The organism is Massilia sp. KIM, from assembly GCF_002007115.1.
Taxonomy (GTDB): Bacteria; Pseudomonadota; Gammaproteobacteria; order Burkholderiales; family Burkholderiaceae_D; genus Telluria.
Map to the genome: position 1 here is coordinate 2,702,424 of NZ_MVAD01000001.1, position 22,820 is coordinate 2,725,243.

The following is a 22,820-nucleotide window of genomic DNA, read 5'->3' on the forward strand; positions in this document are numbered from 1 at the left end:
CCCGGCACGGCTGACCTGGCACGGCTGACCCGGCCCCGGCCGAGCTTGCTCGCCCGGGCGACCCCGCGCCGGCGTTCAGGCGGGTGGCCGTTGCTGCGGGTCCGGCAGCAGCGGGTCGCCGCTCGCCTCCAGGTCCTTGCGCGGCTGCAGGCTCACGTTGCGCGTGGCGGCGCTGATCACCTCCAGCGGCAGCTTGGGCGTGCGGTCCGCATTCAGCAGGCCGTTGGCTTCCTGGAAGGTGTCGGTGAACTGGGTGTAGCAGAAACCGCTGAACATGAAGGTCTCGTTCACCACCTGCAGCAGGCGGCGATACAGGTTCAGGAAGCTGTCCGAGGTATGCGCGCGGGTATAGCCCCAGGTGGTCTTGTCCGCTTCCGGATCCTGCTTCGGATCGTAGGCGATGCCGCCGAACTCGGTCAGCACGATCGGCTGGCCGCGATGCGGGAAGCCGTCCAGGGTGAGGATGCGCCCGCCCGGACGACGCTGGTCGAACAGGGTGCGCACCGGGTCGGTGACCGCGTAGCGCGCCTGCAGCTTCTCGGGGTCGCAGTCGTAGTCGTGGATGCCGAGGATGTCGGTGGCCGAGGCTTCCCAGCCGTCGTTGCCGATCACCGGGCGCGTCGAATCGAGCGTGCGCGTCAGGTGATAAAGGGCTTCGACCGCATTGCGATGCGCCTGGGTCAGGGTCAGGTTGGGCACGCCCCAGGATTCGTTGAAGGCGACCCACACGATGATGCAGGGATGGCTGTAATCGCGCTGGATGGCCTCGGTCCATTCGCGCACCATGCGCGTGATCGCGCGCGAACTGAAGCGGTAGGCCGAGGGCATTTCTTCCCACACCAGCAGGCCCAGGCGGTCGGCCCAGTACAGGAAGCGCGGGTCTTCGATCTTCTGGTGCTTGCGCACGCCGTTGAAGCCCATCGCCTTGACCAGTTCGACGTCGCGCTTGAGGTGCTGGTCGGACGGCGCGGTCATGAAGGATTCCGGCCAGTAGCCCTGGTCGAGCACCAGGCGCAGCTGGTAGGGCCGGCCGTTGAGCATGAAGCGGTCGCGGTTGATCGACACCGAGCGCAGCGCCGTGTAGGAACGGATGCGGTCCAGCACCACGTCGCCGCAGCGCAGGGTGACCTCGGCGTCGAGCAGGGTCGGCCGTTCAGGGCTCCACAGGATTTCGTTGCGCGAGTCGTCGATGCCGGGGTCGGACAGCGCGATCTTGCGGTTGGCCTCGCCGGCCAGCAGCTTGTAGTAATCGTCCGCGAGCAGCTGCTCGCCATGCCAGATCTTGACCTCGACGAACAGTTCGCGCTGGGTGTCGCCGGTCGCGAACACCTCGCAGCCGATCTCGTAGGTCTCGAAGATCGGGGTCCAGCGCAGCGACTGGATATAGGTGGGCGCGACCTGCTCGACCCACACGGTCTGCCAGATGCCGGTGGTGCGCGGATACCAGATCGAGTGCGGCTCCAGCAGCCAGTCCTGCTTGCCGCGCGGCTTGGCCAGGTCGGCCGGATCATCCTCGACCCAGACGGTGACGGTCTGCTTGCCGTCCTCCTTCATGGCGCCCGTGATGTCGGCCGAGAACGGCGTGTGGCCGCCTTCGTGCTCGGCCACCAGCTGGCCGTTCACCCACACCCGCGCCGAGTAGTCGACCGCGCCGAAGTGCAGGATGGTGCGGCCGTCGTTGGCCGCCAGCTCGAAGTCGCGCTCGTACCAGCAGACGCGGTGGAAGCCCGTGTCGTGGATGCCGCTCATCTCGGTTTCCGGCGCGAAGGGCACCGTGATCTCGTGGGTCCATTCCTTGACGCCTTCCGGCATGCTGTAGCGTCCTTCGTCGTCGAAGCAGAATCGCCACTTGCCGTTCAGGTTCAGCCACTGGTCGCGCACCAGTTGGGGACGGGGGTATTCAAACTGAGTCATTATTATCCTTTCGGTCAGTCGGAACCGGAACCAGGATCCGGCCCTGTCGTCCTTGTTGGTTGTATGCCGCCAGCGCGATGGCGGCGGCCTCCTGCGCGTGGCCGGCCCGGCACAAGGCCACGCAGGCGCCGCCGAAGCCGGCGCCGGTCAGGCGCGCCCCGAGCACGCCGGGCGCCTTGCGCAGCGCGTCGCACAGGGCGTCCAGCTCGGGAATCGACACCTCGTAATCGTCGCGCAGGCTGAAGTGGGAAGCGTTCATCAGTTCGCCGAAGCGCTCGGCGCTCACGCCCTTCGCCGCCTCCAGCACGCGCAGGTTTTCATGCACCACGTGGCGGGCGCGCTCGCGCAGCGGCGAAGGCAGCGCTTCCACCGACTGCGGATCGGCCACGTCGCGCAGCGCCTGCACGCCCAGCTTGCGCGCCGCTTCCTCGCATTCTGCGCGCCGCTCGTTGTACTTGCTGGCCGCCAGCTTGCGCGCCACGCCGGAGTCGACCACGATCACCTCGGTCCCGGGCGGCAGCGGCACCAGGCGGTGCTCGAGGGTGCGCGCATCGATGAACAGCATGGTCTCCTGGTCTGCCAGGCTGGACGCCATCTGGTCCATGATCCCGCAGTTCACGTGCGCGTACTCGATCTCGGCGCGCTGGGCGATGCGCGCCAGCTTCACGTCGTCGAGTTCGAAACCCAGCAGCGCGCGCATGGCGCGCAGGGTCGCCACTTCCAGCGCCGCCGAAGACGACAGGCCGGAGCCGACCGGCAGGTTGGTCTCGACGTAGATGCGCAGCGGCGGCACCTCCACGCCCTCGGCCTGGACCAGCCGGATGCAGCCCTCGATATAGCTGCCGAAGCCCTGCGGCGGGCTGCCGTCCTTGGGGAAGGTGACGGTGGCGTCCAGGGTCGGCGAATAGAAGTGGAAGTGATCGTCGCCGCTGCGGCTCATCGCCACCACGGTGCGCTGGGGCGTCGCCGCCGGCAGCATGTAGCCGTCGTTGTAGTCGGTATGCTCGCCCAGCAGGTTGACGCGCCCCGGCGCCGAGGCGTTCACCTCGGGCGCGCCGCCGAAAAAGGTGTCAGTCGTTACCATCGTTAATCACGCCTCCAGCCAAAGCGGCCGCTTGCGGCCATGTACGTCCAGCGCCGGCCAGCCGGGGTCGAACGTCAGGTTCTCGAGCCCTTGCGGGCCGAGCAGGAAAGTGTCTTCGATCTTCATGCCGGCGAAGCTCGGATTGAACGCGAAGGCCATGCCGGTCTCGAGCTGGGTGGCGGTGCTCGGCCCGGCGAGGATCTCGCGCGCCTGGTAGCCGGTGATGCCGCCCTGGTGGTGCTCGGCGATCGCGTCCTCGCGGTCGGCGTGGCGGTAGGCTTGGGCCAGCGCGTGGTACACGGCCGACAGCGACTTGCCCGGCGCCACCGCCGCCAGGCCGGTGGCCTCGACGTCGTGCAGGACCCGCTGTTCCTCCGGCGCCGGGCCGAAGCTGACGAAGCGCGTCAGGTTGGCGTACAGGCCGTGGCGACGGGCGCAGAAGACCAGCATCGCGCGCCGGCCGATCGGCTCGGCGGACGGGGTCGGATGGCGGTACAGCGGCAGGCGCCGCTCGCCGGCGGCCAGCACCAGGGCCGGGTGGATGCCGCGCCGCCACAAGGCCTCGGCGCCGGCGCCGGCCAGCTCGAATTCGGTCCACTCCGGCCGCGCGCGGCGCAGCGCCTCGCTCATGGCCTCGGCGGCCTCGCGTCCCAGCAGGCGGTAGCGCTCATGCTCGCCCGGTCCCAGCACCAGGCGGCGCTGGCGCAGGGCCAGGGGCAGCGGCTGCTCGCCGTTCACGGGCCGGTCCGACAGCAGGACGCGTCCCGCCGCCGCGTTCTGGACGTAACGCTCGCGCAGCTCGGGTTCGGCCCAGGGCTCGATGTGGAAGGTGAAGCCGGGCGGGATTTCCTCGGCGCGCAGGCGCTCGGCCTCGATGGCGTCGGTCAGCACGCAGGCTTCGTCGGCCGTGACCAGCACCTCGGCCACGCCGGTGTCGGCGGCCAGCAGCACGCTGCTGGAGCCGCCCGCGGTGACCCAGGCGAACCAGTCCACCCCGCGCAGCCGGATCGCGCCGGCGCCGGCCTGGGCCAGCGTGGCGCGCAGCAGCGCCAGCTTGTCCGCGACCTCGGCGGCACGCGCCTCCAGTCCCATCATGCCGGGTCCTCCAGCCTGACCTCCACCTGCTGCAGTTCATAAGCCGTGGTCTCGGGCAGCACGTCCATCGCGAACATGCCGGCCGCCAGCTCGGTGCCGGCCAGGTACTTGAGCCGGTCCTTGGTGCGGTAAGGCGGATAGAACTGGCAATGCAGCTGGGTTTCCGGATGCTCGGCGCCGTCGGTCGGCGCCTGGTACCAGGCCATCAGGTAAGGGAAAGGCCGGTTCCACAGGTTCTCGTACTTGAGCAGCACGGTCTTGAGCGCGCGCGCCAGGCTTTCGCGCTGGGGCGGCGTGAGCGCCGCGAAGTCCTTGCAGGGCGCGGTCGGCATCACCCACACCTCGTAGGGGTAGCGCGCGCAGGCCGGCACGAAGGCGATCGCGTACTCGTCCTGGAACAGCACGCGCTTGCCGTCGGCGGCCTCGTCGCGCGCCATGTCGCACAGCAGGCTGGCGCCGTGCTGCAGGTAGTACTCGCGTTCCTGGGCCAGCTGGCGCGCCGGCACCGCCGGCACGAAGGGATAGGAGTAGATCTGGCCATGCGGATGGTGCAGGGTCACGCCGACCTCGGCGCCGCGGTTCTCGAAGGGCAGCACGTAGTGGATATGCGGCTGGCTGCCGATGCGCACGGTGCGGTCGCCCCAGACCTGGAGCAGCAGCTCGATGCGCGACAGCGGCAGGTAGGCCAGGCCGGCGTCCGGGTTCTGGGTGAACACCACCACCTCGCAATGGCCGTTGGCCGGCGCGGTCGGCACCGTCAGGGTCGGCGGGTCGTGCGACTCCAGCGCCAGCGAGGGGAAGCGGTTGTCGAACACCGCGATCTCGTAGTCGCCAGCCGGCATCTCGGTCGGGTGCTCCGGATCCTTGATCGGCGCCAGCGGGTTGTACTGCGGCGGCGGCTGGTAAGTCCTGTTCTGGCGGAAGGCCGCATAGGTCACCCACTCGCCGCGCAGCGGATGCCAGCGCAGGTGGGGATTCGCGTGCTGGGGATCGGCAAAGGGACTGGGCGCGGTGAGCCCCTCCGGGATCGGCTGGTTGCTGTAGAGAGTGAGATTGCGTCCGTCCGGTTTCTTCAGGTCTTTACTGTGCATGGCAATGGATGATTGTCGTTCACGTCCGGCGCGAGCCCGGCAGGAGCCGGAGCGACCGGCACGGACAAGCGTGCCCGGATCGATGCGCTCGCGGATAAGACGATCCTATCATGCTGTTTTCGCCACATTTTTCGCACGTACAAGCCTCATTTTCCAAGCGTCAATGAGACCTTGGGACCAGGGTAGGCGCCCTCTGGCCCAAGCCCTTGACTCTCCAAGGGAGAACGCATGGGGTAGCGCTATCAGCAGCCCCTTGTGTAAGCTCAGTCCTACAAGATCGCTAGAATTTTTTACACGTTTTGGCAAGCAAAACGCTGACAGGCGGCAGAGCGGCCAGAGGAGATCCGGCCAGCGCCATGGGACGGAAGGCAGAGGCCAGCCGGCCCCTGCCCTCCTGGGGACTTATCTGGCCAGCTCGGCCAGCACCGCGGTGTACATCTGCAGGTTCAGCAACAATTGCTTGGTGGTGATGAATTCATGCTCCGAGTGGCCGGTATAGACCTTGCCCGGCATGGCCGGGCCGAAGCTGACGGCATTCGGGAACAGGCGCGAATTGGTGCCGCCGCCGATCGCGACCGGCTTCGGATCCTTCATGCCGGTGAAGTACGAGAACACCTTCATCAGGGTCGGCAGTTGCGGCGGATTCTTCTGCACCCAGGGGTCGCCGATGCGCACCGCGATGTTGGACAGCGCCAGGTTGCGGCCCTGCCATTGGGCCAGCGCGGCATTGATCTCGTTGCTCAGCTGCTCGCCAGTCTTGCCCTGCGGGCGGCGCAGGTTGATCGACACTTCGATGCCGTCCTCGCGCTGCTTGATCACGGTGGGCGCGAAGCTCATCGGCCCCATGAAGCCGTCGCGGTAGGCGATGTTGCCGAATTTCTCGCCATGGATGCCGGTTCCCACCATCTCGTTGAGGTAGTTCACCACGCCGCCGGCGGTGGTGTTGGTCCAGGGGCGCACCGCCAGCGCGTCGGCCAGCATGCTGATCGCGTTCACGCCGTCTTCCGGCTTGGAGGAGTGGGCCGAGACGCCCTTGGCACGGATCGCCAGGCTGCTCCCCTGCCATGCGAAGTCGTAGCGCATGCCCTCGTGCCGCGCGCCGCGCGCACGGATCGCCTTTTCGAGTTCCGGGTTGGCGTTGGCGATCAGCGCGTTCGCGTCTTCCGGAATCTGGCTGCCGAAAAAGCCGCCGCCGAATTCCGCCACCCAGGGCTCGCCCTCGGGCGCGGCCTGGGCGCCCGCCTTCGGAACGGTCACCGCCACCGTGCCATAACCCTTCTCGGCCGTCACCGCCGGGTACTCGGCGTCGAGCGTGATGTTGATCTGCGGCGGCTCGTGGGTCTTGAGGAATTCGACCAGCGGCTGCCAGTCCGATTCCTCGCCCATGTAGACGTAGAGCTCGATGCGCTTGGAGAGCGGCACCTGGCGGTCCTTGAGGGCCTTCATCGCGTAGAGCGCGGTGGCGATCGGCCCCTTGTCGTCCTCGGCGCCGCGCGCCAGCAGCTTGCCCGGCTCGCTGGTGCGGTCGAGCTCGAAGGGCGATTTCTTCCACTTGCTCGCATCCACCGGCTGCACGTCGCCGTGGGTGATCACGCCGACCCGCTCGCTGCCCGCGCCCAGGCCGACGATCACCACCCAGCCGTGGTCGGCGTAGTCGAGGCCGAGACGCTCGGCTTCCAGCTTGAGCGCGTTCTTGAAGGCGATGTGGACCGGATTCTGGTCCGAGGGGAGCTTGGGGTCGGCCACGGTGTTGTAGCTGACCAGCTTGGCCAGGGTCTCGACGATGTCCTGGCGGTAGGCCGAGACCGCATGCTTGGCGGCCTTGACGGCGGCGTCCCCGGGTACGGCGGGCGCCGCATTGCCTGCAAGGGCGGTAGCCAGCAGCAGGCTGGCAAGCAGAGTTCTTCTCATCATGTGTTGCCGGTCTCCAGTTTGCAAAAGCGCAATGAGTCTAGCATGGGCCCGGCAGGGATGGTGCGCAGCGCGGGCGCGTGCAAGCGCCGCCGGCAAGGCGGGAGAACGGCACGGGGAAGATGTGGGCGGGTGGAGCGGCGCAGGGTGCGCGGAGAGGCTGAAGATGCAGGCCGGCGGGCAGTTCCGCGCGCGGGTCCCGCATCCTCGCTGGGGCTTGCAAAGTGTGGTGCGCGGAAGTATCGCCGTGGCCCACCATGGCGATCTCCTCAGCGCAAACCATTGGGTCCGGCCGGCCCGGCGGCCGGCCGCGTCGGATCAGCGCTTGGCCAGGATCTGGCGGCCACCCGGCTCGGTCACGCGCACTTCTTCGGCCGTGCGACGGTCGCCGTGGAAGCTGATGCGCATGTCCTTGCTCGGCGCGACGAAGCGGTTCTTGCCGACGTGGATCAGTTCGACCGGGCCGTCGCCGAAGTCGGCGTACACGGTGCGGTTCTTGCCGGTGACGGTCAGCACGCGGCCGTCTTCCAGTCCGTACTCGCCCTGCACTTTGGTGTAGTTGGTCCAGGTCAGGTGCACCTGGGCGGCCGGCGAGGTGACGACCACGCGTTCGGTGCCTGCGCCTTGCGGGCCGGCCATGGCGGACATCGAGAGGACGGCGGCGCCGGCGAACAGAGCGATACGGTTGATGCGCATGATGAAATTCCTTTCAGGTCGAAATCTGGAGAACGGACCTGGCGGCATGCTGTCTTGCGATTCGCCACGCGGTCCACGCTGTCGGTTTCGCCAGCGTCTGTGTTTGTCTGGCGATGTGGGAAGTCTAGTCTTGTCAGGATTGGCAACAAGCGGCGAAGGCATGAGGCGCTGAAAATGGGCGATGAAATGCGAAAAACGCGCCCTGGACGGGGCATGCATATTCGCGTGCGGCGAGCACGTCTGCACGCAGTGCATATCTCCTCCGCGAGAGGTCCGATGCAAGCCAGAAAGCCCGTCGCGACGGGCTTTCTGCGATATCGACGCAAGCGCGGCCGGGCGTGCGTCCTGCTGCATCAAGATGCCGTAGAGTAGCGTCATCCAATCATTTTTTTAGGCCCGATATGCACCCGATTCCCTTGGTGGCGACCACCCGTGGCTATGCCGACAGCGGCCTGGTCGTCGAGAACGTGCACAGCGGTTCCATCGCCGTGGTCGACACGGCCGGACGCCTGCTGTGGCAGGCGGGCGACCCGCATTACCCGACCTTCACGCGCTCGGCGCTCAAGCCCTTCCAAGCCCTGCCCTTCATCCTGTCGGATGGCCCGGCGCGCTTCGCGCTCACACGCGACGAGCTGGCCCTGCTGTGCGCCAGCCATTCGGGCGAGGAGCGCCACCTGGCCGGGGTGAGGTCGATCCTGGACAAGATCGGGCTCGACCCCGGCCACCTCGAATGCGGTTGCGCCACGCCCTTGTATTACGAGGCGGTGGGCAAGCCGGCGCCCCAGGACCGCAGCTGGACGCCGCTGCACCACAACTGTTCCGGCAAGCACAGCGGCTTCCTGGCCTGGTGCCGCCTGCACGGCGCACCCACCCAAGGCTATGTCGAGCCCGGCCACCCGCTGCAGCAGGCAATCCGCAGCACCCTGGCCGACACCGCCGGCATGCCCGAGGATGCGATGGCGACCGGCATCGACGGCTGCTCGGCGCCCAATTACGCGATGCCGCTGTCGCGCCTGGCCCACCTGTATGCACGCCTCGCGCAGGGAAACAGGGACGAAGCGCTGGGCGGCGCCATGGGCCAGCTCTTCGATGCGATGACAGCGCGGCCCGACCTGGTCTCGGGCGAGGAGCGCACCGACCTGCACTGGATGACGGCGGGCGGCGGCGACTGGGTCGCCAAGATCGGCGCCGACGCGGTGCAGGCGATCGGCGTGCGCTCGGCCGGGATCGGGATCGCGATCAAGATCTCGGACGGCAACAGCCGCGCATTGCATCCGGCCGTGTTCGGCGTGCTGGACCAGCTCGGCATGCTCGACGACGCGCGCCGCGCGCAACTCGAACGCTATCGCCAGCCTCCGATCAGGAATGCGCGTGGCGTGGCGGCGGGCGACATCCGCACGCTGTTTACGCTGCAGCCGGCGGGCTGAACGTTCCACGGGGTATCGAACGCACATCAGGCGGCTATCGTCGTAGCATGAAACGCATTGCCCCGGAGGTCACATGCGCGTCCTGCACCGCCACGCCAGCCTGTTCCTGCTGTTCGCCAGCCTGCTGCTGGGCGGCTGCGCCACGCTCTCGGGCAGCGACGCGGCCGCCATCGGCGGCAAGACCTATGTCGTCACCGGCGCCTCGAGCGGACTGGGACGCGGCGTCGCCGAGCGGCTCGGCAGCCTGCGCGCCAACGTGGTGCTGGCTGCGCGCCGCACCGACGCCCTGGAAGAGGTTGCCGCGCAGGTCAGGGCCAAGGGCGGCGCGGCCCTGGTGATCGGCACCGACGTCGCCAGGCCTGAGGAAGTTCAGCGCCTGGCGCAGGCGGCGGTGCAGCGCTTTGGCCGCATCGACGTGTGGATCAACAATGCCGGTGTCGGCGCGATCGGCCGTTTCGAAGAGATTCCGCTGGAAGACCACGCGCGGATCGTCGACGTGAATCTCAAGGGCGTGATCTACGGCAGCCATGTGGCACTGCGCCAGTTCCGCCAGCAGAACGGCGGAGTCCTGGTCAATATTGGCTCGGTGGAAAGCGAAGTGCCGCTCGCCTACCACGCCAGCTACGCCTCGACCAAGGCGGCCGTGCTGGGCCTGGGACGGGCGCTCAACGAGGAGTTGCGCCTGGCGGGGCTGCGCGACCGCATCCAGGTCGCCACCGTGCTGCCCTGGGCCACCGACACGCCCTTTTTCACCCATGCGGCCAACTACACCGGGCGCCGGTCGCGCATGCCGTTCATGGACGACCCGGCCAAGGTGGTGGAGGTGATCGTGCGCGCCTCGGTGCATCCGCGCGAGGAAGTGCCGGCCGGCTGGAAGGCGCGTGGCGCCTATTGGTCGCACCGCGTCGCTCCCGATCTCACCGAAAGGATCTCGGCCAACATCGCGCATACTCAGCAATTCGAGAAGGCGCCGCCGATGGCGCCGACCAGCGGCGCGGTGCACAAGCCGATGCAGGGCGCGGCCACGCGCGGCGTCGACGGCGGCATCCGCGCCCGCATGCGCCAGGAGGACGCGGCGCGCGAAGGCGGCGACTAGGCTAGGCCGCCAGCCGGCGCAGCATGGCGGCCACCGCGTCCAGCACCGTCCTGTCGCCCCAATACTCATTGTGGGCGAGCGGGTTCCAGCTGCGCAGCACCATGCTCAGCACGCCGTCGTTGGCGTTGATGGCGCGGTCCTCGACCAGCGCCCGGTAACCGGGCGACAAGGGCTGCAGCGGCCAGCCGAGCGCGTCGTCGGGATCGTAGAAGTTGATCCACTTGAACAGGGGCGTCGGCGGCGCGATCGGGATGATGTGCATCTCCTTGTGCGCGGCTACGAAGATCGGGATGTTGCAGCCGGTCGTGACCAGGCCGGCGCAGCTGCCGCCGCCCAGGAAGCTCTTTTCGCTGGCGGTGAGGGTCCGGTTGTAGGTCGCCTGGGCCCAGGCGTCGATGTTGCGCCAGATGCCGGCGCCGACCGGCTTGCCGGCGGCGGCCTTCTGGGCGTCGTACAGGTAGCTCGACAGCACCTGGCAGCCGAGCGACTGGGCGAGGAACACCACCGGCATGCTCGGACGCACCGCGTGGGCCGACATCAGGGTGCGCGCGATCTCGCCCTGGGCCAGCTCGTAGACCGAGCCCGGGATCTCCTTGCGGTTCTCCAGCCCGGCGGCGTCACCGAAGCCGAACAGCACGAACTTGCGCAGGTCGTCGTAGCGCACCTCGCTGCCCGACTTCACCCGGTCCCAGACCATGTACTGGTTGTCCTGCAGGATCTTCTGGTAGTACACCGAGTACATGCTGGCCTGATCGGCGACCGTCCCCAGGCGGGCCCGCACGGCCGCCATCAGCCCGTCGGCATAGTTGGGAAGGGTTTCTCCCATTCCATGCACCGTAATGAGTGCCACCTGCGCCATGATCGCCTCCCTCGTACTGCGCTATCTCAAGTCTACAGCGTACCAAACCTGAGGTAATCGCGAGCGCGTTGCGGAACTGGCACAATCCGGACATGGACATCCTGTTTGACCGCTATCGCGAGCACATCCGCGCACTGGACCTGGCGCAGATCGCTTCCGCGTCCGACATACCCGAACACTTCCTGCTGGCGCGCGAAGGCCGCTACAGCAGCTGGTACATCCCCTTCGAGTCGGTCAACCCGGCGGCGCGGGTGGTCGTGGTCGGGATCTCGCCCGGCTTCGTGCAATGGAAGAACGCGATGCGCGAGGCGCAGCGCCAGCTCGCGGCGGGCGCCGCGCGCGCGGACATCCTGCGCGCGGCGCGCCTGACCGGGGCCTTCAGCGGGGCGATCCGGCCCAACTTCGTGGCCCTGCTGGATGCGATCGGGGTGCAGCGCTGGCTCGGGATCGCGAGCTGCGCCAGCCTGTTCGACGCGCACGCGGAGCTGGTGCAGGTGAGCGCGATCCTGCGCCACCCGGTGTTCGTGGATGGGAAGAACTACAGCGGGACGCCGGCCATGCCCCGCCATGCCTTCCTGCGCGAGCAGATGCTGCGCTATTTCGCCCAGGAGGCCGCCATGCTGCCGGACGCGCTCTACATCCCGATGGGAGCGAGCGTGGGCGAAGGGCTGGACTGGCTGGCGCGCGAAGGCCTGCTGCGCGCGGACCGGATACTGCATGGGCTGCCGCATCCGTCCGGAGCGAACGCGGAGCGCGTCGCCTATTTCCTGGGGCGCAAGGACAGGGCGGCCCTGTCGGCCAAGACCAATGGCGCGCAGATCGATGCCGCGCGCCTGGCCTTGCTCGAGCGGATGCGGGCGGTGATCGGCGGGGGCTGAGCGCTCAGCGCGTCCCGATCACCAGTTCGAATTCGCCGACGCCGTCCACGCCGCCGCGCAGGCGGTCGCCGGGCTGCAAGGCGGCGACACCGGAGGGCGTGCCCGAATAGATCAGGTCCCCGGCCTGCAGCGTGACGAAGCGCGACAGATAGCTGATCACCTCCGCCACGCCCCAGATCATCTCGTTCAGGTCGCCCTCCTGCTTCAGCTGCCCGTTCACCTCGAGCCAGATCCTGCCCTGCCCCGGATGCCCCACGTCGGCCACCGGCCGCAGCGCGCTGCACGGCGCCGACGCATCGAAGCCCTTGGCCATGTCCCAGGGCCGGCCGGCGTCCTTGGCCACCGCCTGCAGGTCGCGCCGGGTCAGGTCCAGTCCCACGCCATAGCCCCACACCAGCCCGAGAGCCTGTTCCGGCGCCACCTCGGCCCCACCGGCGCCCAGCGCCACCACCATCTCGACCTCGTGGTGCAGGTCGGCGGTCATGGGCGGATACGGGACCGTGCCGCTGGCGGGCACCACCGCGTCGGCCGGCTTGGTGAAGAAGAACGGCGGCTCGCGCGAGGGGTCGCTGCCCATCTCGCGCGCATGGGCGGCGTAGTTGCGGCCGACGCAGAACACGCGGCGCACCGGGAAACGGGCGGAGGAACCCGCCACGGCCACCGAAGGCTGGGCGGGAGCGGAGATGACGAATTCGGACATGCTCATCCTTTCATAGACGGAAGGCCTATGATAACCGCGCCGCCCGCCGCGCGCCGGGTCAGGCCGCCGCGGCAGCCTGGGCTTGGGCCGGGGCCGGGGCCGGGGCCGAAGCCAGGTCCTGGGCCGGAGCCAGGTCGGGGACCGGGACCGGGACCGGGACCGGAGACTCCGCCGAAGCCAAGGCCGGGGCCAGGGCCGCGCTCGCGGCCGCGGCGTCGAGGATGCGCACCAGCGCCGTCATGTCCACCGGCTTGACCAGGTGGTGGGCGATGCCGGCCGCCAGCGACCGCTCGCGGTCCTTCGGCTGGCCATAGCCGGTGATCGCCACCAGCACCGTGTGCGCAGTCTCCGGCTGGGCGCGCAGCTTTTCCGCCAGCTGGTAGCCGTCCATGTCGGGCAGGCCGATATCGATCAGCATCAGGTCCGGGCGCTCGCTGCGCGCACGCCGCAAGGCCGCCGCCGCATCGTAGTCGACCGAGGCGGCGTAACCCTGCACCGTGAGCAGGGTGGCCAGGCTGTCGGCCGCATCGGCGTTGTCGTCGACCACGATCAGGCGCAGCTGGCGCTGCGGCGCGAGGCCGGCGCCCGCTCCCGCGTCCTGGGGCGCGGCCGGCGCGCCCTGGTCCGCCGTCACGCAGGGCAGGCTCAGGGTGAAGCTGCTGCCCAGGCCCACGCCGTCGCTGTGGGCCGTCACCTCGCCTTCGTGCAACTCGACCAGCTTCTTGACCAGCGCCAGGCCCAGGCCCAGGCCGCCCTGGGAACGGGCCAGGGTGCGCGCGCCCTGGGTGAACAGGTCGAACACGTTCGGCACCAGGTCGCCCGGCATGCCCGAGCCGTTGTCGCGCACCTGCAGCTGCATGCGGCCCTCGCGCGCCTCGAGCTGCAGGGAGATCGCGCCGGCCTTCTGGGTGTACTTGGCGGCGTTGTTGAGGATGTTGGCCACGCTTTGCACCAGGCGGGTCTGGTCGCCCTTCACCCAGACCGGCTGGTCGGGCATGCGCAGGGTGACCTGGTGGGCCTTCTCCAGCACCAGCGGGCGGGTCTGGTCGAGCGCCCCCGCGACCACGTCGCGGAAGTCGATCACGCCCAGCTTGAGCTTGACCAGCCCGCGCGTCACGCGCGAGACGTCGAGCAGGTCGTCGATCAGGCGGCTCATGTGGCGCACCTGGCGGCTGATGATGGTGCTGGTCTGGCAGATCCGCGGCTCGCTCGCGAACTGCATGCTGAGCAGGCTGGCCGAGCTGCTGATCGGCGCCAGCGGATTGCGCAGCTCGTGCGCCAGCATGGCCAGGAATTCGTCCTTGGTGTGGCTCAGGCGCTCGGCCTTCACCCGCGCCGCGCGCTCGCTCTGCAGCAGCGCGTCGCGCTCGCATGCCGACTTCTGCGCGTATTCGTAGAGGCGCGCATTGTCCATCGCCACCGCAGCCTGGGCGGCCACGCCGGCGATGATGCGCTCGGTGCGTTCGGTGAACACGTCCGGCTCGGCATGGCCGAAGAACAGCCCGCCCAGCACCCGGCCCGAACGCGACACCACCGGCACCGCCAGGTAGCTGCGCAGCGGCAGCTGGCCGTCGGCCACGCCCTGCTCCCAGGCGGCGTGGCGCGGGTCGCGGCGGATGTCGTCGCAGCGCAGCGGACGGTCGCCGTCGAACACCGGGCGGAAGATCGCGCTGGCCGGGAGCAGCTCCAGGCTCTCGTGGAGTTCGCGCGCGGCGCCCGAGAGCGCGTGCAGGTGCGGCGTCTCGCCGTCGCCTTCGCCCTTGTAGAAGAAGGCGCCGAAGCGCGCGCCCGAGAGTTCGACGCCGGCGTCGGTCACGGCCTGCAGCAGCGCGTTCAGGTCGAGGGTCGAGGCCAGCACCTGGCCGGTACGGTTGACCATCTCGAGGATGCGGGTCTCGTCGCGCAGGGTTTCCTCCACCCGCGAGCGGCGCACCACCTCGCGCGTATGGCGCGCCACGTCCTCGGCCATCGCCACCTCCTGCTCGGCCCAGTGGCGCGCGCGCGGCTCGTGCAGGTAGAAGATGGCCGCCATCTCGCCCTCTTCCATGATCGGCACGATCACCATCGAGCGCGCGCCGATGCTGGCATAGCCTTGCGCATAGGGCGCGGCGCGCGGGTCGAGCGCGATGTCGTCCAGGCACAGGGTGCGGCCTGCGCGCAGCTGCTCGATGATGGCGGGGCCGAAGCTGTCCAGCGGACGCGATTCGCCGGCCAGGCTAGCCATGCTGCCGTCGGTCCAGTCGCGGTCGACGCTGACGAAGCGCCCGCCGGGGTCGATCTCGCCGTAGCCGACCCGCCCCACGCCCAGGGTCTCGCCGGTCATCGCGCTGGCCGCTTCCATGATGTGGACCGCGTCGGCCAGCCCGCCAAGGGTGTCGCTCAGCTTCAGGTGGAAGGCGTGACGGTGCTCGGACAGCACGTCGGAGGTGGTCTCGGCCAGCACGCAATAGACGCCGACGACCCGCCCCGCATGGCGCACCGGCGAGTAGGAGGCGCAGAAATAGCGGCGCTCGCGCTTGCCGTTGCGGACGAATTCGCTCAGGGCGTTGTGCAGCTGGACCGATTCGCCGGCCAGGGCGCGCTCGAAGCTGGCGCGCACGCGCGGCCACAGTTCGGGACGCACTTCCGGGAAGGGCGCGCCCTGGGCGTCCGGGTGCCCGTCTCCCAGCAGCTCGCCGTAGGCCGCGTTGTAGAACATGCGCAGCTCGGGTCCCAGGGCCATGAGCATGGGGAAGCGTGACGTGGAAATCAGGTCGGCCAGCGCACGCGGGCCTTCCGGCCAGGTGGCGGGTTCCCCGAGGGGATAGGTGGGCCATACGCGGCCCTGCGGATGGTCCGGCAGCGTCACACCGCCGACAGCCACAAGTGGAATGCTGTCGTTGCTCATCAGGATCAGCCCAGTTCGGGTTCAGGCAAGGCTGGCGTGCACCGTGCGCCGTCGCGCAGGCCGCTTGTTGTTTTGTTGCACAGCCGCTAACTTTTTTAGTCGGGCGATTATAGCCATCAACAAAAACGGGGCGCGCGCGATTGCCGCGCCCGCCAAATCGGGGCGGCTTCAGTGCGACTTGTCAATACGGCGGTGCAGGCGGCGCTGGGCCAGCCAGACCCCGCCCGCCACCAGCGGCACCAGCACGCCGAGGGCGAGATCGGGGTCGAGCGGCAGCCCGGCCGCCTTGGCGGCCTTGCCGGCGTAGCCGAGCAGGCCGACCAGGTAATACGAGATCGCCGCCACCGACAGCCCTTCCACCGCCAGCTGCAGGCGCAGCTGCTGGGCGGCGCGCGCGTTCATCGATTCGAGGATGCGGCGGTTCTGCATCTCCTGCACGATGCCCACGCGGGTGCGCAGCAGGTCGTTGGTGTCGGCGATGCGCCGTCCCAGCGCTTCCTGGCGCGCGCTGGTGGCGGCGCAGGTGTTCATGGCCGGGGTCAGGCGCCGCTCCATGAATTCCTCGACCGTGGGCGAGCCTTCGATGCGCACTTCGCGCAGCTCCTCGATGCGGGCGCGGACCAGGTCGTGATACGCCTTCGAGGCCGAGAAACGGTAGCCGTTGGCCAGCGACAGCTGCTCCATGCGCGCCGCCAGGCGCGTGATCTGCTCCAGCAGCCGGCCCTCGTCGCCGCAGCCGCCCTCCCCGGGCTGGGCCATGTCGGTGGCGACCATGGCGTCGGCCAGGGCCGCCAGTTCGGCCTCGACGCGATCCAGCTCGCGGCCCACGGCGCGCGCCGCCGGCAGGCCGAGCAAGGCCATCATGCGGTAGGTCTCGATCTCGAGCACCCGCTGCACCAGGCGCCCGCCCTGCAAGTGGCGCATGCCGATGTCGCGGATCACGAAGCGGCTGAAGCCGTCGGCCTGGATCGCGAAGTCGCTCCACACTTCCGCGCCCTGCATCACCGAGGAACCGGCCAGCAGGCTGCGCTCGAACACGGCCGGCAGCTGGGCCGCGTCCTGGCTCCCCTTGATCAGCACCACGTGGGCCGCCGCCATCAGGCGCCCGGCGAGCTGGCTCATCCAGGACTCGGGCAGGAAGGCCAGCGGCATGTGGGCGAAGGCCTGCGGGAGCGCGAGCACTTCAGGCAAGGGGGCGGTGACGGTGTAGGTGGCGAACTCGGTGTGGCACTCCCACTTCAGGCGGAAGGCGCCGAAGTCGTGGAAGAAATGGCTGGCGCCATGGCGCGGCGCGGCCACGCCGAAGTGCTCGCACAGGCTTTCGAGCAGCAGGTGCTGGGAGTGGGCCCGAGGCGGGCCGGATTCCACGCCGTGGTAGATGGCCAGGTGGGTGATGGCCTCGGGCGCGTTCAGGGACAGGAAAGGACGCGAATGCAGTTCGGCCGCGAGCGGCACCCGCATCGCGTGGTTCAGTGCTCCCACTATCGCGTTCACGCCGGCCTCCGCTCAAGACGCCGACGCGACCCGCCGGCTAGTAGATTTCGCTGGCGGCCAGGCGCACCTGCTTGAGCAGCAGGTCCGCGCCCGGCGACAGCAGATGGTCCTGCTGCCTGATGATACCGAAGGCGTCCATCTTGCAGGGTAGTTCGATCGAGAGAATCCGCATCACGTTGAGCGAGGCATAATACTGGGCCACTTCCTGCGGCATCACGTGCAGCGAATCGGTCTGCTGCAGCAGCGCCGTCACCAGCAGCAGCGCGGTGGTGTCGACCACGTTCACCGGCGGCTCCAGCCCGGCGCGGCGGAACATCATGTCGAAGCGGTGGCGCAGGATGCTGCCCGGCGGCGGCAGGATCCAGGGCCGGCCGGCGATGTCCTCGAGGGTCAGCTGGCCCTGGTCCAGCAAGGGATGGCCGGGCCGCACCACGGCGCAGGCCGGCTCCTCGGTCAGCTCCTCGTAGATCAGGCCCGTGCTGTCCTCCTTCTCCAGGATGCGGCCGATCACGAAGTCGAGGGTCCCGTGCTGGAGCTTGTCGAGCAGGACGTTGCTGGACTCGAGCTGCACGCCGATGCGCAGCAGCGGCGCCTGCTCCTTGATGCGCGCGATCGCGCGCGGCAGCAAGGCCATCGCCGGCGACATGATCACGCCCACCTCCACCTGCCCCGCCAGGCCGGCCTTGAGCGCCACGATGTCGTCGTGGGCCAGGGCCAGGCTGGTGAGCGCCATGCGCGCGTGACGGATCATGGTCTCGCCGTAGATGGTCGGCTCCATGCCGCGCGGCAGGCGCTCGAACAGGCGCACGTCGAGCATCTCTTCCAGGTCCTTGATCTGCTTGGACGCCGCTGGCTGCGTCATGTGCAGCTCCTCGGCCGCGCGGTGGATGTTGCGGTAGTCGTCCAGCGCGATCAGGAGCAGCAGCTGGCGGGTCTTGAGACGCGCCTTCAAAAACCAGTTCGGGTTCGTGGTATCCATCAGGAAATAGTATCATTTTGGATATCGACCCGGCCGCCATTCGTGCGAGCGCTTGTCATTGGCAACCCGGCGCTTGCCGGTCCTGGCGGCGGGCGTCTTTCATCGGCGCGCGCATCAGCGCTTGAGCCTGAAGGACATCACCCGCTGCACCACGCAGAACACGAACAGCAGCGCCCCGATGACGATCTTGGTCCACCAGGAGCTGAGCGTGCCGTCGAAGGCGATCAGGGTCTGGATGGTGCCCAGCACCAGCACCCCCGACAGCGCCCCGGCCACGTAGCCGTAGCCGCCGGTCAGCAGGGTGCCGCCGATCACCACGGCCGCGATCGCGTCCAGCTCGGCGCCCTGGGCGTGCAGTCCGTAGCCAGAGAGCATGTAGAACGAGAACAGCACCCCCGCTAGCGCCGCGCAGAAGCCGCTGAAGGCGTACACCAGCACCTTGGTGCGGCCGACGTCCAGGCCCATCATGGCCGCCGACTGCTCGTTCCCGCCGATGGCGTAGACCGCCCGCCCGAAGGCGCTGAAATGCGCCAGCCACACCGCCAGCGCCAGCATCAGCAGCGCGATGATCGCCCCCGGCGACAGGAAGCCGCCCAGGAAGGGAACCTGGGTCTGGGACATCGCCACGAACAGCGGATCCTCGATGGTGATCGACTCGATGCTGATCAGGTAGCACAGGCCGCGCGCCAGGAACATGCCGGCCAGGGTCACGATGAAGGGCTGCAGCCGGAACAGGTGGATGATTAGCCCCATCCCGCCCCCGAACAGGGCGCCGAGCAGCAGCACGGTGGCGATCACCGCCAGCGGCGGCCAGTGCGCCACCTGCAGCAGCCAGGCCGAGATCATGGTCGCCAGCGCCAGCACCGCGCCCACCGACAGGTCGATCCCGCCCGACAGGATCACGAAGCCCATGCCGATCGCGATCACCAGCAGGAAGGCGTTGTCGATCAGGAGGTTGAGCATCACCTGGAGCGACAGGAAGCCCTCGTAGAAGACGCCGCCGATCAGCAGCATCGCCGCCAGCAGCACCACGGTGACGAGGGAGGTGAAGGAAGGCAGGGCGGGCAGCGCCCGCACGCCGCGCAGGACCGCGCTCATGCCGCCCTCCGCTTCCACAACTGCTTGAACTGGTCGGACTGCGAGATGCAGACCAGGAACACGACGACCGACTTGACGACCATGTTGACCTCGGGCGGCACGCCCAGCGAATAGATGGTGTACGTGAGCGTCTGGATGATCAGCGCCCCGATCAGGCTGCCCACCAGCGAAAACTTGCCGCCGGCGAGCGAGGTGCCGCCCAGGGTGACGGCCAGGATCGCGTCCAGTTCGAGCAGCAGGCCGGCGTTGTTGGCGTCGGCGCTCTTGACGTTGGAGCTGATCATCAGGCCCGCCATGCCGGCGCAGGCCGCCGAGAACACGTACACGAACACGATCAGCGCCGCCGTGCGGATGCCCGCCAGGCGCGCCGCCACCGGGTTGATGCCGACCGACTGGATGAACAGGCCCAGGGCGGTGCGCCGCATCAGCAGGCTGGTCACCGCGAACACCGCGGCCACCACGAACAGCGCGAACGGCAAGCCGAGCAGGTAGCCGCTGCCGAGGAAAAAGTAGGGCTGGTAGTAGACGGTCACGATCTGCCCGTCCGTCAGCAACTGGGCCAGGCCGCGCCCCGCCACCATCAGGATCAGGGTCGCGACGATGGGCTGCAGGCCTAGTCCCGCCACCAGGGCGCCGTTCCACAGCCCGCACAGCAGGGCCGCGCCCATGGCGGCCAGCAGGGCCAGCGCCATCGGGGTCTGGGCCACGTATTCGGGCACGCCGTTGTTGATGACCATGGTGCCGCCGACCAGCATCGCCGCCACCGTGCCGGACAGCGCCACCACCGCGCCCACCGAGATGTCGATGCCGCGCGTGGCGATCACCAGGGTCATGCCGATCGCTGCCAGCATCAGCGGCGCGGCGCGGTTGACGATGTCGACCAGGCTGCCGTACAGGTGGCCGTCCTTGATCTCGAGGTGGAAGAAGCCGGGGATGAGGAAGAAGTCGATCAGCAGCAGCGCGGCCAGGGCGGCGAGCGGCCGGAACAGCGGATGGGCCAGTGCCGCCGCGAATCGGGAGGCAGCGGGCGACGCCGCCGCCGGCGCCGGCGCGGCCGCGGGCGAGGCAGGGGAAGCGGGGGGCGCAGGACGCCGGGTCTCGTCCTTGACGCTCATGCCGCGCCCTCCCCTGCGATCACGTGCAGCACCGAGTGCTCGTCGAGCTCGCCGCGGCGGTACTCGCCGCAGGCCTTGCGGTCGCGCATGACGACGATGCGGTCGCTCACGCGCAGCACCTCGGGCAGCTCGGACGAGATGAAGAGGATGGCCATGCCCTTGCGGCACAGGGTGCTGACGTAGTCCATGATCTCCTGCTTGGCGCGGACATCGATGCCGCGCGTGGGTTCGTCGAGGATCAGGAGCTTCGGATCGGTCGCCAGCCAGCGCGCCAGCAGCACCTTCTGCTGGTTGCCGCCCGAGAGCGAGCCGATCGGCGTTTCGATGCTGGCCGTCTTGATCCCCAGCTGTTTGACGTAGTGCTGCGCCAGCTCCTGCTGGCGGCGCAGCGGGATCGCCCGCAGCAGGCCTTCCCTGGCCTGCAAGGCGAGGATCAGGTTCTCGCGCACCGACAGCGACAGGATCGCACCTTCGTGCTTGCGGTCTTCCGAACAGAAGCCGATGCCCTCGCGGATCGCGTCGCGCGGGGTGGCGAAGCTGCGTTCACGGCCGCCGATGCGGATCGCGCCGCTGTCCGCCTTGTCGGCGCCGAACAGCAGGCGCGCGGTCTCGGTGCGGCCGGACCCCAGCAGGCCGGCCAGGCCGAGCAGCTCGCCCTTGCGCACCGCGAGGTCGACCGGCGCCAGCACGCCGCGCCGCGCCAGGCCTTCGGCGCGCAGCAGGACCTCGTTCGACGAGGTGTCGCCGCAGGCGCTTTCCGGCAACTGCTCGGGCGCCTCGGCCGGCGCGCCGATCATCTTGTTGACCAGGGCCAGGCGCGTCAGCTCGCTGCACAGGTATTCGCCTTCGCGCTCGCCGTTGCGCATCACCGTGATGCGGTCCGAGATCGCATAGGTCTGGTCGAGGAAGTGGGTGACGAACAGGATCGCCATGCCCTGCTCGCGCAGCGAGCGCAGCACCGAGAACAGCAGCTGCACTTCGGCCTCGTCCAGGCTGGAGGTGGGTTCGTCGAGGATCAGCACCTTGGCCGAGACGCTGGTGGCGCGGGCGATGGCGACCATCTGCTGGATCGCCAGCGGATAGGCCGACAGCGGGCGCGTCACGTCGATCTCGACCTGCAGGCGCGCCAGCAGCGCGGCGGCTTCGCCGCGCATGCGGCGCCAGTCGATCATGCCGAAGCGGCGCGGGTAGCGGCCGATGAAGATGTTCTCGGCCACCGACAGGTTCGGGCACAGGTTCACTTCCTGGTAGACCGTGCTGATGCCCAGGTCCTGGGCATGCTGGGTCGAACGGGGCGAGATCGCCACGCCGTCGAGGACGATGCTGCCGCGTTCCGGCTGGTAGACGCCGGTGAGCACCTTGATCAGGGTGGACTTGCCGGCGCCGTTCTGGCCCATCAGGGTGTGCACTTCGCCCGGATACAGGCGCAGGCCCGCATCCGACAGCGCCTTCACGCCCGGGAACTGCTTGTGGATGCCGGAAACGTCGAGCACCGGCGCCGCGTTGGTCGAGGCGGGCATGGTCGCCTCAGTATTTACGGTTCGGGAATTCCTTGGCCGCGACTTCAGCTGGGAACACACCCTCGTTCACGGTGACGCGCTTGGGCACCGGCTTGCCGGCCTTGACCTGCTGCGCGAGCTGGATCAGCTGCGGTCCGATCAGCGGATTGCACTCCACCGTCACGTTCAGCTTGCCCTGCAACATGGCCTCGAACGCGCCGCGCACGCCGTCGATCGAGACCACCAGGATGTCCTTGCCCGGTTTCAGGCCCGCTTCCTCGATGGCCTGGATCGCGCCGATGGCCATGTCGTCGTTGTGTGCGTACAGCACGTTGATGTTCTTGCCCTCGGACTTGAGGAAGGCTTCCATCACTTCCTTGCCCTTGGCGCGGGTGAAGTCGCCAGTCTGGGAGCGGATGATCTTGAATTTAGGGTTGCCGGCGATGACTTCGGCGAAGCCCGCCTTGCGGTCCAGGGCCGGCGCCGAGCCGACCGTGCCCTGCAGCTCGACGATGTTGTAGCTGCGGTTCGGGTTCTTCTTCGCGTGCTCGACCAGCCAGCGCGCGGCGCGGCGGCCCTCTTCCACGAAGTCCGAGCCGATGAAGGTGACGTAGAGCGAGGGGTCGCTGACCTTGACCGCGCGGTCGCTCAGGATGACGGGGATCTTGGCGGCCTTCGCTTCGCGCAGCACCGTGTCCCAGCCCGATTCGACCACCGGCGAGAAGGCGATCACGTCGACGCGCTGGGCGATGAAGGAGCGGATCGCCTTGACCTGGTTTTCCTGGCGCTGCTGGGCGTCGGCGAACTTGAGGTTGACGCCCGCCTTCCTGGCGGCGTCCTTGATCGACGCGGTGTTCGCGGTGCGCCACTCGCTTTCGGCCCCGACCTGGGAAAAGCCGATGGTGAGCGGTTTGGCCGCGAAGGCGGGGGCGCTGGCGACGATCGATGCCGCCATGGCCGCGCCCATGATCTTCCTGCGGGTGAGTCTCATCACGTG

General features: G+C 68.8%; 18 protein-coding genes. 3 read left to right on the forward strand and 15 right to left on the reverse strand.

The features are described 5' to 3' along the window. Positions 1 to 75: 75 nt before the first annotated feature. From B0920_RS11790 to B0920_RS11815, 6 genes are all read right to left on the reverse strand, one after another. Positions 76 to 1,914, reverse strand: a complete 1,839-nt coding sequence (locus B0920_RS11790) for a glycoside hydrolase family 2 protein (RefSeq protein WP_078032680.1) — start codon at positions 1,912 to 1,914, stop codon at positions 76 to 78. Further along, the gene (gene galK / locus B0920_RS11795) at positions 1,901 to 2,998 is read right to left on the reverse strand and encodes a galactokinase (protein WP_078032681.1); all 1,098 of its coding nucleotides are present in this window, start codon (positions 2,996 to 2,998) and stop codon (positions 1,901 to 1,903) included. The genes B0920_RS11790 and galK overlap by 14 nt, the downstream gene beginning before the upstream one ends. Positions 2,999 to 3,004: 6 nt before the next feature. Next, positions 3,005 to 4,093 (reverse strand): Xaa-Pro peptidase family protein, encoded by a 1,089-nt coding sequence (locus B0920_RS11800; RefSeq protein WP_078032682.1) that lies wholly within the window; start codon positions 4,091 to 4,093, stop codon positions 3,005 to 3,007. Next, positions 4,090 to 5,184, reverse strand: coding sequence for a galactose-1-phosphate uridylyltransferase (gene galT, locus B0920_RS11805; RefSeq protein WP_078032683.1), 1,095 nt, complete (start codon positions 5,182 to 5,184; stop codon positions 4,090 to 4,092). Before galT ends, B0920_RS11800 begins: the two co-directional genes overlap by 4 nt. A 402-nt stretch (positions 5,185 to 5,586) precedes the next feature. After that, positions 5,587 to 7,098, reverse strand: a complete 1,512-nt coding sequence (locus tag B0920_RS11810) for a dipeptidase (protein ID WP_078032684.1) — start codon at positions 7,096 to 7,098, stop codon at positions 5,587 to 5,589. Between the two features lie 315 nt (positions 7,099 to 7,413). Next, complete coding sequence (locus tag B0920_RS11815; RefSeq protein WP_078032685.1) at positions 7,414 to 7,791, reverse strand: hypothetical protein; 378 nt, start codon at positions 7,789 to 7,791, stop codon at positions 7,414 to 7,416. 419 nt (positions 7,792 to 8,210) lie between these two features. Here B0920_RS11815 and B0920_RS11820 point away from each other — a divergent pair, with 419 nt between their 5' ends. After that, a complete protein-coding gene (locus tag B0920_RS11820) occupies positions 8,211 to 9,218 on the forward strand; it encodes an asparaginase (RefSeq protein WP_307188904.1) in 1,008 nt (335 codons plus the stop codon). A 73-nt stretch (positions 9,219 to 9,291) separates the two neighbouring features. Continuing rightward, a complete protein-coding gene (locus B0920_RS11825) occupies positions 9,292 to 10,314 on the forward strand; it encodes an SDR family oxidoreductase (RefSeq protein WP_078032687.1) in 1,023 nt (340 codons plus the stop codon). A 1-nt stretch (position 10,315) separates the two neighbouring features. Here the strand turns inward: B0920_RS11825 and B0920_RS11830 are convergent, their stop codons facing one another. Further along, complete coding sequence (locus tag B0920_RS11830) at positions 10,316 to 11,140, reverse strand: hypothetical protein (protein WP_229455397.1); 825 nt, start codon at positions 11,138 to 11,140, stop codon at positions 10,316 to 10,318. Positions 11,141 to 11,265: 125 nt separating this feature from the next. On the opposite strand from B0920_RS11830, the gene B0920_RS11835 reads away from it, so the two are divergent. Then, positions 11,266 to 12,051 carry a hypothetical protein gene (locus tag B0920_RS11835; protein ID WP_078032689.1) on the forward strand — a complete coding sequence of 262 codons (786 nt, stop codon included), beginning with the start codon at positions 11,266 to 11,268 and terminating at the stop codon, positions 12,049 to 12,051. 4 nt (positions 12,052 to 12,055) lie between these two features. Here the strand turns inward: B0920_RS11835 and B0920_RS11840 are convergent, their stop codons facing one another. The 8 genes from B0920_RS11840 to B0920_RS11875 form a co-directional block, all read right to left on the reverse strand. Next, positions 12,056 to 12,751: a fumarylacetoacetate hydrolase family protein gene (locus B0920_RS11840; RefSeq protein ID WP_078033391.1), complete on the reverse strand. Its 696-nt coding sequence runs from the start codon at positions 12,749 to 12,751 to the stop codon at positions 12,056 to 12,058. A gap of 58 nt (positions 12,752 to 12,809) precedes the next feature. Beyond that, a complete protein-coding gene (locus tag B0920_RS11845) occupies positions 12,810 to 15,638 on the reverse strand; it encodes a GAF domain-containing protein (RefSeq protein ID WP_078032690.1) in 2,829 nt (942 codons plus the stop codon). 168 nt (positions 15,639 to 15,806) lie between these two features. Continuing rightward, a complete protein-coding gene (locus tag B0920_RS11850) occupies positions 15,807 to 17,132 on the reverse strand; it encodes a DUF3422 family protein (protein ID WP_078032691.1) in 1,326 nt (441 codons plus the stop codon). A gap of 37 nt (positions 17,133 to 17,169) precedes the next feature. Continuing rightward, the gene (locus tag B0920_RS11855; protein WP_078032692.1) at positions 17,170 to 18,111 is read right to left on the reverse strand and encodes a LysR family transcriptional regulator; all 942 of its coding nucleotides are present in this window, start codon (positions 18,109 to 18,111) and stop codon (positions 17,170 to 17,172) included. A 114-nt stretch (positions 18,112 to 18,225) separates the two neighbouring features. Further along, the gene (yjfF, locus tag B0920_RS11860; protein WP_078032693.1) at positions 18,226 to 19,209 is read right to left on the reverse strand and encodes a galactofuranose ABC transporter, permease protein YjfF; all 984 of its coding nucleotides are present in this window, start codon (positions 19,207 to 19,209) and stop codon (positions 18,226 to 18,228) included. Further along, the gene (locus tag B0920_RS11865) at positions 19,206 to 20,324 is read right to left on the reverse strand and encodes an ABC transporter permease (protein ID WP_078032694.1); all 1,119 of its coding nucleotides are present in this window, start codon (positions 20,322 to 20,324) and stop codon (positions 19,206 to 19,208) included. Before B0920_RS11865 ends, yjfF begins: the two co-directional genes overlap by 4 nt. Beyond that, on the reverse strand, positions 20,321 to 21,844 hold the full coding sequence (locus B0920_RS11870; protein WP_078032695.1) for a sugar ABC transporter ATP-binding protein: 1,524 nt from the start codon (positions 21,842 to 21,844) through the stop codon (positions 20,321 to 20,323). Before B0920_RS11870 ends, B0920_RS11865 begins: the two co-directional genes overlap by 4 nt. Before the next feature lie 7 nt (positions 21,845 to 21,851). Further along, positions 21,852 to 22,814, reverse strand: a complete 963-nt coding sequence (locus B0920_RS11875) for an ABC transporter substrate-binding protein (protein ID WP_078032696.1) — start codon at positions 22,812 to 22,814, stop codon at positions 21,852 to 21,854. Positions 22,815 to 22,820 lie beyond the last annotated feature (6 nt).